Source organism: Citrobacter amalonaticus (assembly GCF_002918555.1).
GTDB classification, from domain to species: Bacteria; Pseudomonadota; Gammaproteobacteria; order Enterobacterales; family Enterobacteriaceae; genus Citrobacter_C; species Citrobacter_C amalonaticus_A.
The window spans coordinates 594051-608670 of sequence record NZ_PQMB01000001.1; the positions used below are offsets into that span (position 1 = coordinate 594051).

Below are 14620 nucleotides of genomic sequence, written 5' to 3' on the forward strand. Positions count from 1 at the left end.
TGAAAATCTTCAGCCGTTGAGTTTCAGCAGCGTCAGCATCCCTGATTAAGCGGAATGAAATACGATTTTGATTTTTCGTGACGATTTTGATTTGGATATCTGTTTATTTTCTGACAAGCAGCGTAAACTCCGCGTCTCTTCAAATCACTGATATAGAAACATGCATAACGCCCCCGTTGCCGCTACGCCAAAAACGTTTGACCTGACGTCCACTGCGTTCTTGATCGTCGCATTTCTCACCGGTATTGCCGGTGCGCTGCAAACGCCAACCCTCAGTCTTTTTCTGACTGACGAGGTACACGCCCGGCCAGGAATGGTGGGGTTCTTCTTTACCGGTAGCGCGGTGATCGGCATTCTGGTCAGCCAGTTTCTGGCAGGCCGTTCGGATAAAAAAGGCGACCGCAAAAAGCTGATCGTCTTCTGCTGCATCCTGGGGATGCTGGCATGCCTCCTGTTCGCATGGAATCGAAACTATTTTATTTTGTTGTTCATTGGCGTCTTCTTGAGTAGCTTCGGCTCAACGGCAAACCCGCAAATGTTTGCCCTCGCCCGCGAACATGCCGATCGCACCGGTCGCGAAGCGGTGATGTTCAGCTCAATTCTGCGTGCCCAGGTGTCGCTGGCATGGGTAATTGGCCCGCCCCTGGCCTACGCGCTGGCCATGGGATTCAGCTTTACGGTGATGTATCTGAGCGCGGCGGTGGCCTTTGTAGTCTGCGGCGTGATGGTGTGGTTCTTTTTACCCTCCATGCGCAAAGACGTACCGCTTGCCGCCGGAACGACAGAAGCGCCGCGTCGTAACCGTCGCGATACGCTGCTGCTGTTCGCAATCTGCACCCTGATGTGGGGCACCAACAGTCTGTACATCATTAACATGCCGCTGTTTATCATCAACGAACTGCATCTGCCGGAAAAACTGGCCGGTGTGATGATGGGCACCGCTGCCGGACTGGAAATTCCGACCATGCTTATCGCGGGCTATTTTGCGAAGCGTCTGGGTAAACGTCGGTTAATGTGTATTGCCGCAGCCGCCGGGCTCTGTTTCTATGCTGGTATGCTGTTCGCCCACTCCCCTGCGGTGCTGTTAGGTTTACAGCTGCTGAACGCCATTTACATCGGCATTCTTGGCGGGATTGGCATGCTTTATTTTCAGGATCTGATGCCCGGTCAGGCAGGCTCAGCCACCACCCTGTATACAAATACGATTCGCGTGGGCTGGATCATCGCCGGAACGCTGGCTGGTATCGCGGCGGAAATCTGGAGCTATCATGCGGTGTTCTGGTTTGCACTGGTGATGATCGTTGCCACGATGCTCTGTCTGGTACGCATCAAGGATGTTTAGGGTGCCGTCAGCGCTTCCAGTTCAATAAGATACGTCATCGCCTGCGCTCTCGTCTGTCCGCACATGTCACGGGCTGGCTGTAATCCGGCGCAAACCTTCGGGCGAAGCGCGGAGCCAAACAGTTTACAGCGCTGATGCTCGTCAAGCTGAATACACGGCGTATTGGCCGGCTTGCCGCCAGGCATACCGGGGATAGGTGTAGAAATAGAAGGGGCGGTGCAACACGCCCCGCAATCCGGACGGCATTCCATAAAGGTATTTTCCTGGTTATTCACCATCGGACTGTAGGGAACGATCAGTATACACAAAAGCATCAATTCCGCTTGCCTGAATGACCCGGCGCGAGTAGTTTGACGCGATATTTTAGATAATCTCCACAACAGGATCTTTTCGATGCCAAGAGCGAACGAAATTAAAAAAGGTATGGTACTGAATTACAACGGCAAACTGCTGATTGTGAAAGATATCGATATTCAGTCGCCAACCGCCCGTGGTGCCGCAACGCTGTACAAAATGCGTTTTTCTGATGTCCGTACCGGTCTGAAAGTTGAAGAGCGTTTCAAAGGTGACGACATCGTTGACACCGTAACCCTGAGCCGCCGTGGCGTTGATTTCTCCTATATCGATGGCAACGAATACGTGTTCATGGATAAAGAAGACTATACCCCGTATACCTTCACCAAAGACCAGATTGAAGAAGAGCTGCTGTTTATTCCTGAAGGCGGAATGCCGGATATGCAGGTACTGACCTGGGACGGCCAGCTGCTGGCGCTGGAGTTGCCGCAAACCGTCGATCTGGAGATCGTGGACACTGCACCGGGCATTAAAGGCGCATCCGCCAGTGCGCGCAACAAACCGGCCACCCTGAGCACCGGTCTGGTGATCCTGGTTCCCGAATACCTGAGCGCCGGTGAGAAAATTCGCATTCACATCGAAGAGCGCCGCTATATGGGCCGCGCAGACTAACTTTTCTGCTGCGACACCGGTGAAAAGGGACAGCATTTGCTGTCCCTTTGTTATTTTCAGCCCAGGCTGCTGAGGTAAAAATCATCCACCAACAGAGATTCCAGATACAGCTCATCCTCACGCATAAAATGCGTTATGACGTTAACCGCCTGAGGATAAACCCCCTCTTCGTCCCGGTGTAAACAACTTTCCCGTAGCAGGGGTGCCCAGCACATAATGTGATGATGCAAAAAGTAATATTGCGCCGACAGCGTCTCCTTTTTGGCAACCATTCTCGCCATCAGTGCCAGCTGTACAGCAATATGGTCGACAGGCTCATTGTTCTGCGGTGTCAGCCCATACTCGACTAACAGCACATTCATTTCCCTGCGTTCTTCAGGCGCCGTCGTATGCGGATAATGCCCCGCATAGGGAGAAACGCCGCCGGGAGGTGCCAGCAAAAACAACGAGGCATAATCCGCCGCCAGCTCCAGCTGTCGGCTTTCACGGCGCAGCGCCCGAACGAGACTACGTTCCAGGTTTTTGACATCAACGGACAGCCCTGGGATAGCCGTCAGCGACGCCAGCCACTTTCGGCTTTCCCCACTTTCCAGGCGGGTGAGCTGCTCCTCGTCCAGCTCGCGGAACAGCAGTTGCGAAAACCACTGGTACACCGCCGCCCGCTGTTGATGAATGTGATTATGCTGCACTTGCCCCCTCCTCTTTCACAACCTCCGGCCCGCCGAAGCCCGTGACCTGCGGGGCATTCTCCTGGTACCGCTCTACCTCGACCAGCACCGTATGCGCTGAAGGCCCCTGCGCCAGTTGTGATGTCCCGATATCCGCACTCAGCACATTCGGATCGCCATAAGTGCATAATGTGCCCGCTTTCCCGCCTTCCTGCGGCGAATACCACGCGCCTTCGTGAATCCGGACGACGCCAGGCGCGTAATCCAGACTGATCGCCACCCCTGCCAGCACCTGGCCTCTGGCGTTAAACACGCGCGCGATATCCCCGGCTTTCAGGCCACGTGCGCGGGCATCCGACTCGCTCATGTACAGCGGCTCTCTTCCTGCCACCACCCAGGTGTTGCGAAACGCATCGCTGGAGCAGAGCTGGGAGTGCAGACGCTTATCCGGATGGCAGGACTGCAGATGCAGTGGATACTTATCTTCCTTGCCAGAATGACTGCGCTCAAACGGCTCCATCCACACCGGATGTCCGGGACAGTCCTGATACTGGAAGCCCGCGATGGTTTTGCTGTAAATTTCAATCAGACCAGAGGGTGTTCCTAACGGATTGATATCCGGCTGCTCGCGAAATTCTCCGTGACGCACCCACGGCTTCCCGGCAGGATATTCAATGTATCCTTCGCCCTGCCAGAAGCTCTCGAAGTTCGGCATACTCACGCCAAGGGACGCTCCCGTTTTCGCGCCCTCATCATAAATGGCTTTTATCCACTGCATTTCATCCCGCTTTTCGCGGTATGCCTCTTCCTGACCAAAGCGTTTGCACAGACCGGCAAAGACATCAAAATCATGTCGCGCCTCAAACTGCGGTTTAACCACCTGACGTATCGCCATCAGCCCTTTATTCGAGTGTGTACCGAACTGCTCAACGTCATTACGCTCAAAGCGCGTGGTCACCGGCAGGACGATATCTGCAAAACGACAGGATGCTGTCCACTGATGATCCAGAACCACCACGGTTTCCAGCTTCTTCCACGCCTCGATCATCCGGTTACGATCCTGCTGGGCATGGAACGGATTGGCGGCGCTGAAAATCGCCATTTTAATATCAGGGAAAGTTAATGTTTCACCGTTGAAAGCGATCTTTTTGCCTGGCGCCAGCAGGCAATCGATCATCCGCGAGGTAGGAATATGCTCTGAAGCGCCGCGGAAATCCGCTTTGTATTTAGCGGCCGGGGGGTTGTTGATGCTCCCGAGGCCGGACAGGACGGGACCGGCAGAGGTGACCGTCCCGCCCCCGTTATAGTGCCAGCCAAAGCCCACACCGCCGCCAGGCAGACCAATTTGTCCGGTCATGCAGGCCAGCACCACCAGCATCCACGGATATTGTTCGCCATGGTGCATACGCTGCACGCACCAGCCGCCCATAAATTGCGTGCGCCCCTTCACCAGCAGGCGGGCAAAATCGCGGATTTGTTCCGCCGTCAGACCGCAGATTTCCGCCGCCCATTCGGCATTTTTCGGCTGCTTGTCGCTTTCTCCAAGCAGATACGGCAAAAACTGTTCAAAGCCCACGGTATAATCGTTAATGAACGCCACGTCGTACAGTTTTTCTTCGTACAGGGTATGCGCCAGCGCCAGCAATAACGCGACATCGGTTTGTGGACGCAGCGCCAGCTGCTCACAGCCAAGATAGTTTTGCGACTTGCTACGCACTGGATCGACGCTGATAACGCGCATCTTACCCTGCGCAACCGCCTCTTTAATCTGCTGCCAGTAGCCAAACGCATCGTGATCGGGAACCAGGAACTCGATCTGCAGATTCTTGATCGGATCGCAGCCCCACAGCACGATGGTTTGGGTATTTTCGATAACCAGCGGGAGCGACGTTTGCTGTTCATAGACTTCAAGCGACCCTATTACGTGAGGCAAAATCACCTGCGCCGCGGCTGCCGAGTAGTCGCCGACGGTCGTCACATAGCTACCGTGCAAGCCGAGTCCCCGATCCATCGCGCCGCCGGCCTTATGATATTTGCCAACGATTTGCCAGTCCGCCAGCCCGGTAAAGACGCCTGAAGATCCGCAGGTCTTTTGTACACGCTCCAGCTCTTCATAGAACAGATCCAACGCCTGATCCCAGCTCACACGGACAAAGCGGTTATCGCCGCGCTGGTTGCGATCTGACTTTTCACGCTTGCGCAGCCAGTCCAGCCGCACCATCGGGTAGCGCACGCGCGATGGGTTATAGACCACCTCCCGAACGGCATTGAGCATATCGCAGGGGTATTTATCGTGTTTGAAAGGGCGGGTATCGACCCATTCACCGTTCACGACTTTGGCTTCAAAAGCGCCAAAGTGCGAGCCTGACTGGATCCATTGCTCCGGGTTTTCACCTGCTGCCCAGACCTTTGAGATCAGTGGATTCGGCCCTAAAGCGCTGGCGGCACCGACTGCCAGCATTCCGCTTAAAAACCGTCGACGTGACGGATTAAAATCATGAATATCCATAAATTATCCTTCTGGATTGGTAGATTGAGGTACATCGCTGGCGTGTGTCTGGAGATATTTCAACAACGTACGGTCTTCCACCGGATTAAGCCGGTAGTAGGTGGACATGGATTTCAGTCCGGCGATCCAGCCATTCGCGGAATAGCGGGTCGGCGGCGGCGTGCTGTGGCAGGCGCTACAGGTGGATTGCAACATCTGATCGGCATATTGCCAGAGGGGGTCAATATTGTCGGTAAAACCCTCCGCAGAGCTCCAGGCCATTACGCTGACCTGCTGCCACTCCTGATGTGACTCCGGATCAACCTGAGTTTGCTGAACCTTCACGTTGCTCATCAGCGAGGCATCTAATACGGCAGCGAAAACGCGTTTACCCATATACTGGGTAATCACCCGTCCACGTCCTTTGCTTTCCCGCCAGCCGGTCAGCTCTATCTGAACGTTTTTCCCTTCTCTTTTCAGCACACGCACTTGTGTTGCCGGGTACAGCATGGCTTTACCTGCCGGACTCTCTGCTGTCGCAGTCAGTGATTTTTCGCCTAACGAATACAGCGTCGTCGCCGTGGGTAACTGCTCACCCTGACGCTGCAGCTGCTTGTAACGATCGCGAAAACCGCTGCTCATATCGGGTTTGTGATGGGCAATGCCTTTGTGGCAATCAATGCAGTTACTGTCTTTTACCGCCGCCGCGGTCATTTGTGCCGCCGCATTCGCAGACTGTTTAGCGTGGTCCATCGCTTCATAGCGGTGACACGATTTACAGGCGGCAGAATTATTGGCGCTCATCCGCGCCCATTCCCGCTGCGCCAGTTCCGCACGCTTAAGACTGAATTTTTCAGGTGTCTCGATCGACGGTGAGATAAGGGTGTGGTACAGATCGTTTAACGCTTCTGTCTTACGCACCAGGGTCGGAACAATACCCGGTGGAATGTGGCAATCCTTACATTCTGCGCGAACGCCAGAGGCATTCCGGAAATGCACGCTGGTTTTATATTCCTCCCCCGCCGTCCCCATCGAATGGCACGATAAACAAAATTCAGTCGTGCTGGTGTAATGTACGCCCTGCCACGTTCCCCAAATGGCGATGGCCATTGCGACTGCCCCGCCGAATGCGCCCCAAAGTGCGCTTTTTCTTATCCACGACATACTTGCCTCCATTATTTTAATAGCGACACGCTAAGGGATATTAAAAATCAAAAATAGAGACACTGAAGGCGGGTTGTAGGAACAGCACCTACTCTATGAGGCGCATCAAAATAGTGGCAAACAGAAAGTCGTAATATGCCGACACTATTTTAATAAGGAATTTCTCATGCTGGCACTGTCTCTCAACAGAGAAAACCGCACTCCACTGCAATTGCAGATATTCCAATTTTATTTCCAGGCTATTCAGCAGGGAGATTTGCTTTGCGGGGACAAACTTCCCTCTATCCGTGAGCAAGCACAGGCGTTAAATGTCGCCAAAATTACGGTGATTATGGCGTATGAAAAGCTTATGACGGCAGGTTTTATTAAGAGCCGACAGGGTGTCGGCTACGAAGTGATCTTTACGACGCCTGTGCGCTGTCCACCAGTACACGTATCTGCTGCAGAAGGCTCTCCGCCAGCAAAGCCCAGACCTGCGGGAGCTTCCACCGATGTCTACGGTGAGATGGGCCGGGAGGTCTATTGCCGGATGGGCGTTCCCGATCCCAATGCCTTCCCCTGGTCAAGCTGGCGTAAATGGAATAATGCCCCCAGCGTCCTGAAGGAACAATTATTGACTCGTTATCATTCACCAAATGGATTGTTTTCATTGCGTGAGCAAATGGTCAGATATCTTAATTTGTCCCGGGGCATTATTACCCGCGCAGAGAACATTATTATTACTAATGGGATTCAGGAAGGGTTATCGCTGCTCAGCCAGATATTTATTATTCATCATGCGGTATCTCAGAAAAAAAAGTGTCATGTTGTGACCGAGTCCCCTTGTTATTCTGGCGCATGGCACTTGTTTAATTATTACGGCGCAGATATTACCCCCGTGGCAGTAGATAACCATGGGCTACGCACAGATAATTTACCAGAGCATGAAACCCAGCTTTGCTATGTGACGCCAGCGCATCAATATCCGATGGGGAATGTCCTTTCGTTAGAACGGCGAAAGTCATTACTGACGTGGGCACAGCGCGTTGGCGCCTACATCATTGAAGATGACTATGACGCCGTGTTTACCTACGGAGCGAACCCCCTTCCGGCACTGAAGGCCATGGATTATCACAATCGGGTTATCTATATGGGGACATTCTCAAAAACGCTGGGACCGGGAGTGCGTCTTGGCTATCTCGTTTGCCCTGATGAGCTTCTGTCAGCCGTCCAGAATATGAAAGCGCTCAATAACAACGGCAGCCAGTGGTTATTACAGCAGTTTTTAGCCGAACTCATGCAAAACCAGGTGTTTTATACCCATCTTGGCAAGCTGGTCTGCAACTATGCAGCACGTCTTACGCTATTGCGCGATGGCCTTTCCGCTCTGTTTCCTGAGGGGAAAATCAATGGCGCGACGGCGGGTCTGCATCTCTCCTTACGCCTTGCCAGATCCCCTGAGGCGATCGCGAAATGGCAAGCGCACTGTCTGCAGGCAGGTATTCGTTTTGACACGCTACAGGATATTGAAAACGGCTCAGAAGACGCCTGGCGGAAAGAGAACCGCGACGCAGTCATGTTTTTCGGCTTTGGCGGGTTGCAGATACAGCAGATAAGCAGGGTGCTGACGGTACTGGAGCAGGCATTATTACAGCCCTGACGATGAACAGGGATCGAGCCTGCCGCTCAATCCCTGTTGGCGACATTACAGCAGATCGCGGTACTCCGTTTGCTTCAGTTTTGTTTCGTCTCACCTTATAAGTTGTTATACCAGACAGGCATTAATTCAGGACGCTCACCCTCCAGCCTTTCACTCTCCGCCCGGCGAAAGCGAGAAGATTGATTGATCCAGGTCACACTCCCCGGATAAATACGGCACACCAATTCAATTTGTTGTCATATAACTTTACACTGGCATTGTTAATTATTGGTTAATCAGGTGTGTATTTAATGACAACAATTGCCTCAGCAACGCTGCCGAAAGACGTACAAACTCCACGCTACGACCGCCAGCAGCTGCAAACGCGAATCGTACACTTTGGCTTTGGCGCTTTTCATCGCGCCCATCAGGCGCTACTCACCGACCGGGTACTGAACGCACAGGGCGGCGACTGGGGCATTTGCGAGATCAGCTTGTTTAGCGGCGCCCCGCTGATGAGCCAGCTTCGCGCACAGGATCATCTGTATACCGTGTTAGAGAAAGGTGCCGACGGCAACCAGGCCATTGTTATTGGTGCGATCAATGAATGTCTGAATGCAGAGCTGGATTCCCTGGCGGCGATCGTGGAAAAATTCTGCGAGCCGCAGGTGGCGATTGTTTCTCTGACCATCACCGAGAAAGGCTACTGCATTGACCCGGCAACAGGCGCGCTTGACCTCACCAACCCGCGTATCATCCACGATCTCCGGCATCCGGACGCGCCTCACTCAGCGCCGGGGATTCTGGTGGAGGCGCTGCATCGTCGCCGCGAGCGGGGATTATCGCCCTTTACCGTCCTTTCCTGCGATAACATTCCGGATAACGGGCAGGTGGTTAAACATGCCGTACTGGGAATGGCGGAGCAGCGCTCACCCGAACTGGCCGCGTGGATCGAAAAGCACGTCAGCTTTCCGGGTACCATGGTTGACCGTATTGTCCCGGCCGCCACTGAAGAGTCTCTGCAGGAGATTGCCCGTGAACTTAGCGTTACCGACCCCTGCGCCATCAGCTGTGAGCCCTTTATCCAATGGGTCGTGGAAGATCGCTTTGTCGCCGGTCGACCGGCATGGGAAGCAGCTGGCGTACAGATGGTCAGCGATGTCTTACCGTGGGAGGAGATGAAACTGCGTATGCTGAACGGCAGCCACTCTTTCCTCGCGTATCTGGGCTACCTGGCCGGATTCCGGCATATTAACGACTGTATGCAGGATAGCGCCTTTTGTGAAGCGGCATACCGCCTTATGATGCAGGAGCAGGCGCCCACCCTGCGTATCACCGGAGTAGATATACCGGGATACGCAGAAAGCCTGATCGCCCGCTTTACCAACCCGGCGCTGAAACATAAAACCTGGCAAATTGCGATGGATGGAAGTCAGAAACTCCCGCAGCGAATGCTCGCGGGTATCCGGATCCATCTCCAGCGTCAAAGCGAATGGCCGCTGTTGGCATTAGGGGTTGCGGCCTGGATGCGTTACGTCAGCGGCGTGGATGATGCGGGCGTAGTTATTGATGTTCGCGACCCGCTGAACGACAAAATTCGTGCCATCGTCGAAACCAGCAGTGAACACGATCGCGTTGCTGCCCTGCTCTCCCTGCAGGAAATTTTTGGCACTGATTTACCACAAAACCCACAATTTGTTCAGGCCATTATGCTGGCGTGGCAGCGTCTTACTCAGCATGGCGCTTACCAGGCGATGGTTGAGACGTTAAAAATTTAACAATTTCTGCTATTAACACGGACGAAGTTCTTCTTCGTCCGCCCTTTCCTTCTCTTTTCTGCTATTTTTAGCCAGGATTATCCGCAACGTTACTGTATTACTCTCTTCTGGAGCAGATGTGACTAAAACTAACCTCATTACCGGTTTCCTCGGCAGCGGTAAAACAACCTCAATTCTGCATCTGCTTGCTCATAAAGATCCGGCGGAAAAATGGGCGGTACTGGTTAATGAATTTGGCGAAGTGGGTATTGATGGTGCGCTACTCGCTGACAGCGGCGCTCTGCTCAAGGAGATCCCCGGTGGCTGCATGTGCTGCGTCAACGGGTTACCGATGCAGGTTGGACTTAATACCCTGTTGCGTCAGGGAAACCCCGATCGTCTGCTGATAGAACCAACCGGGTTGGGTCATCCCAAACAGATCCTCGACCTGCTGACCGCCCCCGTTTATGAGCCGTGGATCGACCTGCGCGCGACGCTGTGTATCCTCGATCCGCGTATGCTGCTGGATGAAAAAAGCGCAACTAATGATAACTTCCGCGATCAGCTTGCTGCGGCCGATATCATTGTCGCGAATAAATCCGATCGCGCCTCGGCAGAAAGCGAAAGCGCCCTGCAACGCTGGTGGCAACAATCTGGTAATAATCGCCAGCTGATCCATACCGTGCAGGGCAAAATTGACGGTCAGTTGCTGGACCTGCCGCGTCTGAATCGGGCTGAACTTCCGGCAAGCACCGCACATTCTCACAGCCACGCCGAAAAAAGAGGGCTTGCCGCACTGAGCCTGCCTGCGCAACAGCGCTGGCGTCGAAGCCTGAACAGCGGTCAGGGCCATCAGGCATGCGGCTGGATTTTCGATGCCGATACCATATTTGACACGATTGGCCTGCTGGAATGGGCGCGCCTTGCCCCCGTCGGGCGGGTGAAAGGTGTGATGCGTATTACTGAAGGACTGGTGCGTATTAACCGCCAGGGCGATGACCTGCATATTGAGACGCAAAACGTCGCACCGCCGGATAGCCGTATCGAACTCATCTCCAGTACGGACATCGACTGGAACATGCTGCAATCCGCACTGTTGAAGCTTCGTTTAGCTGATAACGCGTAAGGTTGCCTGCGATTAATTCATCGACGATATGACTGATATGAAAACCCGGCTACCCCTGATACTTCTGCTCAATATTGCAGGTCTGGCACTGTTCCTTTCCTGGTATATTCCCGCTAACCACGGATTCTGGTTTCCTGTCGACTCAGGGATCTTCTACTTCTTTAACCACAAACTGGTCGAGAGTCCGTCTTTTCTCTGGCTGGTAGCTATCAGTAACAACCGGGCTTTTGACGGCTGCTCGCTGCTGGCGATGGGCTGCCTGATGCTGAGCTTCTGGTATAAAGAGACGCCCGTTGGTCGTCGGCGGATCGTCATTATCGGTCTGGTCATGCTGTTAACGGCTGTGGTGATTAATCAGCTGGGCCAGGCACTTCTTCCGGTGAAACGCCCCAGCCCGACGCTGACCTTTGAGAATATCCATCGCGTAAGCGAACTGCTGCATATTCCCACGAAAGATGCTTCCAGAGACAGTTTTCCGGGCGATCACGGGATGATGTTGCTTATTTTTTCCGCGTTCATGCTGCGTTATTTCGGAAAAACAGCAGGCCTTATCGGCCTTATTATATTTGTGGTTTTCGCGTTTCCGCGCGTGATGATTGGCGCACACTGGTTCACTGATATCGTAGTCGGTTCACTGACCGTCGTGCTGATTGGTTTACCCTGGTGGTTGATGACACCATTAAGCGATCGCTTAATATCCTTCTTCGACCATTACCTTCCGGGTAAAAACAAACAAATTTTAAACAAATAACGCAGAGAAATTAACATCGCCATCCTGACTCATTCTGAAATCTGATGGCGATTTAAAGCAAATAATCACTTTGATTGTCATTTTTTGTCATCAAATTCATGATAAAAATGAATGAATTGCATATTTTCTCGCCTTTTTGTACTTAATTTAACCTTTGCCGTTTTTTTACTTTTCGTATCACATTTTCTTATAAAAAATCAGGCAAAATCACTCGCAATGGCAGGAACGATAGGGTAATCTCAAACACGTTTTACCTCGCCGGGTAATTATTCTCAATGCGAATAAATTTGTGCGTTCTGCCACACTTTTGCGCTTCAGGAATTGTCTCTTCGCGCGCGGGTAATTAGTCTCGTCACGTTTGGCAATTTTTATAACGATATTTATCGTTAAGGACTTCAAGGGAAAACAAACAACATGGTCAAATCTCAACCGATTTTGAGATATATCTTGCGCGGAATTCCCGCGATAGCAGTTGCGGTTCTGCTTTCTGCATGTAGCACGACGAACACCGCAAAGAATGTGCATTCTGAGACGCATGCTGTGGTTAAAGATAACTCTTCACTGCAAGCCTCTCAGGATGAATTTGAAAATATGGTGCGTAATCTCGATGTCAAATCGCGGATTATGGATCAGTATGCTGACTGGAAAGGTGTGCGTTACCGCCTGGGCGGCAGCACCAAGAAAGGTATCGATTGTTCCAGCTTTGTGCAACGTACCTTCCGTGAACAGTTTGGTTTAGAACTACCGCGTTCAACTTATGAACAGCAGGAAATGGGAAAATCCGTTTCGCGCAGTAATCTGCGTACGGGCGATCTGGTTCTGTTCCGCGCGGGCTCAACCGGACGTCATGTCGGCATCTATATTGGCAACAATCAGTTTGTCCACGCCTCAACCAGCAGCGGCGTCATTATCTCCAGTATGAGTGAACCTTACTGGAATAAACGATATAACGAAGCGCGACGGGTTCTGAGCCGTAGTTAATCGTCAAATTGCTATCCCTTGGCTATCCTTGACGAGCGAAATACGAGAGCACTGTTTTTCAGCAGTGCTTTTTTCCGTTGTATACCTGATACCCCGCAGAAAAGTATGACTACACGAAGTAATCCAGGCTATAGTCTTGTAAATTAATCAGTTTAACGCCAGTAGCCCGTTCAGGATAAATCCAGCAATCATGCTCACAGCCGCCTCGCCTTCCGGTCGAAAAATCTTGCTCACCTGCATTCTTTCGGGGGTCGTGATTGCTTTAATTGTTAGCAGCTTACAGTTTTTCGTGTCGTGGCATAAGCGAGAGGCAAAGTACGATACCTTAATTACCGATCTTCACCATTATCTGGACAGCTATTTCGCGGACCTCAAAGCAACCACCGACATTCTACAACCGCTGACCTTCAATACCTGTGAACAGGTTTCTGCTGAACTTACCTCTCGCGCGGCATTCAGTCTCAATGTCAGGGCTTTTTTGCTGGTAAAAGATACCCGGGTATTTTGCTCATCCGCCACCGGACCAATGGATACGAAGTTAAATGAACTGATCCCCATCTTTGATATCAACAAAGCAATCGATATGGCGATCCTGTCCGGTACGCCAATGATGCCCGATAAACCCGCGATGGTAATCTGGTATCGCAATCCGCTGCTCGTCAGGAGCGGAGTATTTACCTCGCTGAACATCAATCTGACGCCTTATCTTCTCTATACATCCCGGCAGGAGGATTTTGACGGCATCGCACTGATTGTCGGTAATACCGTGCTGTCAACCTTCTCTGACCACCTGCTGACCGTTGATGAACTGCCCACCCAGCCTGCGCGTGAGGCGAAGGTTGCCGGCGTTCCGCTCACCATCAGACTCTATGCGACAAACTGGATTTGGTCTGATTTATGGTACGCCCTGCTGCTGGGGGGAATGACCGGTACGATTGCTGGCCTGCTCGGTTATTACATTCTGACCACTCGCCTGCGACCCGGCAGAGAGATCCTGATGGCTATCAAGCGCGAGCAGTTTTATGTGGTGTATCAGCCAGTGGTGGACACCCGATCGCTGCAGGTGACAGGACTGGAAGTGCTGTTACGCTGGAAACACCCGACATCCGGCGAAATCCCACCGGACGCGTTTATCCATTATGCAGAAGCGCAGCAGATGATCGTGCCGTTGACACAGCACCTCTTTGAGCTGGTGAGCCGTGATGCCCCCTCGCTGCAAAAAGTACTCCCTGCCGGAGTGAAATTTGGTATCAATATCGCCCCTGACCATTTGCATAATCCCTGTTTTAAAGAAGATGTACGGCGCTTAAATGACGCATTACCGGCAAATTATTTCCAGGTTGTTCTGGAAATTACCGAACGCGATATGCTTAAACAAAATGAAGCGTCTAAGCTCTTTGAATGGTTACATTCCGCGGGCTTTGAAATTGCGATTGATGATTTTGGCACGGGTCATAGCGCTCTTATCTATCTGGAACGTTTCACGCTGGATTACCTGAAAATTGATCGCGGCTTTGTTAATGCAATTGGTACAGAGACGGTGACCTCTCCGGTACTGGATGCCGTACTGACGCTCGCAAAGCGCCTCAATATGCTGACGGTGGCTGAGGGGGTGGAAACCCCCGAACAGGCCAGATGGCTTCGCGAGCACGGGGTGAATTTTCTCCAGGGCTACTGGATTAGCCGACCGCTTCCCCTTGATGATTTTGTCACCTGGCTTAGTAAACCACACGCTGTGAAGTGGTAAGCCATGCGCACA

Annotated in this window: 12 protein-coding genes; 8 read left to right on the forward strand and 4 right to left on the reverse strand. The window is 52.4% G+C overall.

Annotation, left to right across the window (positions count from 1 at the left end):
* Positions 1 to 160: 160 nt before the first annotated feature.
* Positions 161 to 1342, forward strand: a complete 1182-nt coding sequence (gene setB / locus C3432_RS02990) for a sugar efflux transporter SetB (protein ID WP_103775195.1) — start codon at positions 161 to 163, stop codon at positions 1340 to 1342.
* Here the strand turns inward: setB and C3432_RS02995 are convergent.
* Positions 1339 to 1593, reverse strand: coding sequence for a YkgJ family cysteine cluster protein (locus tag C3432_RS02995; protein ID WP_103775196.1), 255 nt, complete (start codon positions 1591 to 1593; stop codon positions 1339 to 1341). The genes setB and C3432_RS02995 overlap by 4 nt on opposite strands.
* Before the next feature lie 142 nt (positions 1594 to 1735).
* On the opposite strand from C3432_RS02995, the gene yeiP reads away from it, so the two are divergent.
* Positions 1736 to 2308, forward strand: a complete 573-nt coding sequence (gene yeiP / locus C3432_RS03000) for an elongation factor P-like protein YeiP (RefSeq protein WP_103775197.1) — start codon at positions 1736 to 1738, stop codon at positions 2306 to 2308.
* 56 nt (positions 2309 to 2364) lie between these two features.
* Here yeiP and torD read toward each other — a convergent pair whose 3' ends face one another.
* Genes torD through torC form a run of 3 tightly spaced genes read right to left on the reverse strand, consistent with a single transcriptional unit; the run spans position 2365 to position 6628 of the window.
* The gene (gene torD, locus C3432_RS03005) at positions 2365 to 2997 is read right to left on the reverse strand and encodes a molecular chaperone TorD (protein WP_103775198.1); all 633 of its coding nucleotides are present in this window, start codon (positions 2995 to 2997) and stop codon (positions 2365 to 2367) included.
* The gene (gene torA / locus C3432_RS03010; protein ID WP_103775199.1) at positions 2987 to 5485 is read right to left on the reverse strand and encodes a trimethylamine-N-oxide reductase TorA; all 2499 of its coding nucleotides are present in this window, start codon (positions 5483 to 5485) and stop codon (positions 2987 to 2989) included. The genes torD and torA overlap by 11 nt, the downstream gene beginning before the upstream one ends.
* Positions 5486 to 5488: 3 nt before the next feature.
* Positions 5489 to 6628, reverse strand: a complete 1140-nt coding sequence (torC, locus tag C3432_RS03015) for a pentaheme c-type cytochrome TorC (protein WP_103775200.1) — start codon at positions 6626 to 6628, stop codon at positions 5489 to 5491.
* A gap of 166 nt (positions 6629 to 6794) precedes the next feature.
* Here torC and pdxR point away from each other — a divergent pair, with 166 nt between their 5' ends.
* From pdxR to C3432_RS03050, 6 genes are all read left to right on the forward strand, one after another.
* Positions 6795 to 8267: a MocR-like pyridoxine biosynthesis transcription factor PdxR gene (gene pdxR, locus C3432_RS03020; RefSeq protein WP_103775201.1), complete on the forward strand. Its 1473-nt coding sequence runs from the start codon at positions 6795 to 6797 to the stop codon at positions 8265 to 8267.
* A 290-nt stretch (positions 8268 to 8557) separates the two neighbouring features.
* A complete protein-coding gene (locus tag C3432_RS03025; protein WP_103775202.1) occupies positions 8558 to 10024 on the forward strand; it encodes a mannitol dehydrogenase family protein in 1467 nt (488 codons plus the stop codon).
* A 118-nt stretch (positions 10025 to 10142) separates the two neighbouring features.
* A complete protein-coding gene (locus C3432_RS03030) occupies positions 10143 to 11129 on the forward strand; it encodes a CobW family GTP-binding protein (RefSeq protein WP_103775203.1) in 987 nt (328 codons plus the stop codon).
* A 37-nt stretch (positions 11130 to 11166) separates the two neighbouring features.
* Positions 11167 to 11880 (forward strand): phosphatase PAP2 family protein, encoded by a 714-nt coding sequence (locus tag C3432_RS03035; protein WP_374755459.1) that lies wholly within the window; start codon positions 11167 to 11169, stop codon positions 11878 to 11880.
* Positions 11881 to 12294: 414 nt separating this feature from the next.
* Positions 12295 to 12861, forward strand: a complete 567-nt coding sequence (mepS, locus tag C3432_RS03045; RefSeq protein WP_103775205.1) for a bifunctional murein DD-endopeptidase/murein LD-carboxypeptidase — start codon at positions 12295 to 12297, stop codon at positions 12859 to 12861.
* Positions 12862 to 13051: 190 nt separating this feature from the next.
* Positions 13052 to 14608, forward strand: a complete 1557-nt coding sequence (locus C3432_RS03050; RefSeq protein ID WP_103775206.1) for a cyclic di-GMP phosphodiesterase — start codon at positions 13052 to 13054, stop codon at positions 14606 to 14608.
* Positions 14609 to 14620: the final 12 nt, after the last annotated feature.

Coding starts and splice junctions, on each gene's coding strand:
- yeiP (WP_103775197.1), top strand. CDS start 1,736: ATGCCAAGAGCGAACGAAATTAAAAAAGGTATGGTACTGAATTACAAC.
- C3432_RS03050 (WP_103775206.1), top strand. CDS start 13,052: ATGCTCACAGCCGCCTCGCCTTCCGGTCGAAAAATCTTGCTCACCTGC.
- torA (WP_103775199.1), bottom strand. CDS start 5,485: ATGGATATTCATGATTTTAATCCGTCACGTCGACGGTTTTTAAGCGGA.
- C3432_RS03025 (WP_103775202.1), top strand. CDS start 8,558: ATGACAACAATTGCCTCAGCAACGCTGCCGAAAGACGTACAAACTCCA.
- setB (WP_103775195.1), top strand. CDS start 161: ATGCATAACGCCCCCGTTGCCGCTACGCCAAAAACGTTTGACCTGACG.
- C3432_RS02995 (WP_103775196.1), bottom strand. CDS start 1,593: ATGGAATGCCGTCCGGATTGCGGGGCGTGTTGCACCGCCCCTTCTATT.
- pdxR (WP_103775201.1), top strand. CDS start 6,795: ATGCTGGCACTGTCTCTCAACAGAGAAAACCGCACTCCACTGCAATTG.
- torC (WP_103775200.1), bottom strand. CDS start 6,628: ATGTCGTGGATAAGAAAAAGCGCACTTTGGGGCGCATTCGGCGGGGCA.
- mepS (WP_103775205.1), top strand. CDS start 12,295: ATGGTCAAATCTCAACCGATTTTGAGATATATCTTGCGCGGAATTCCC.
- C3432_RS03035 (WP_374755459.1), top strand. CDS start 11,167: ATGAAAACCCGGCTACCCCTGATACTTCTGCTCAATATTGCAGGTCTG.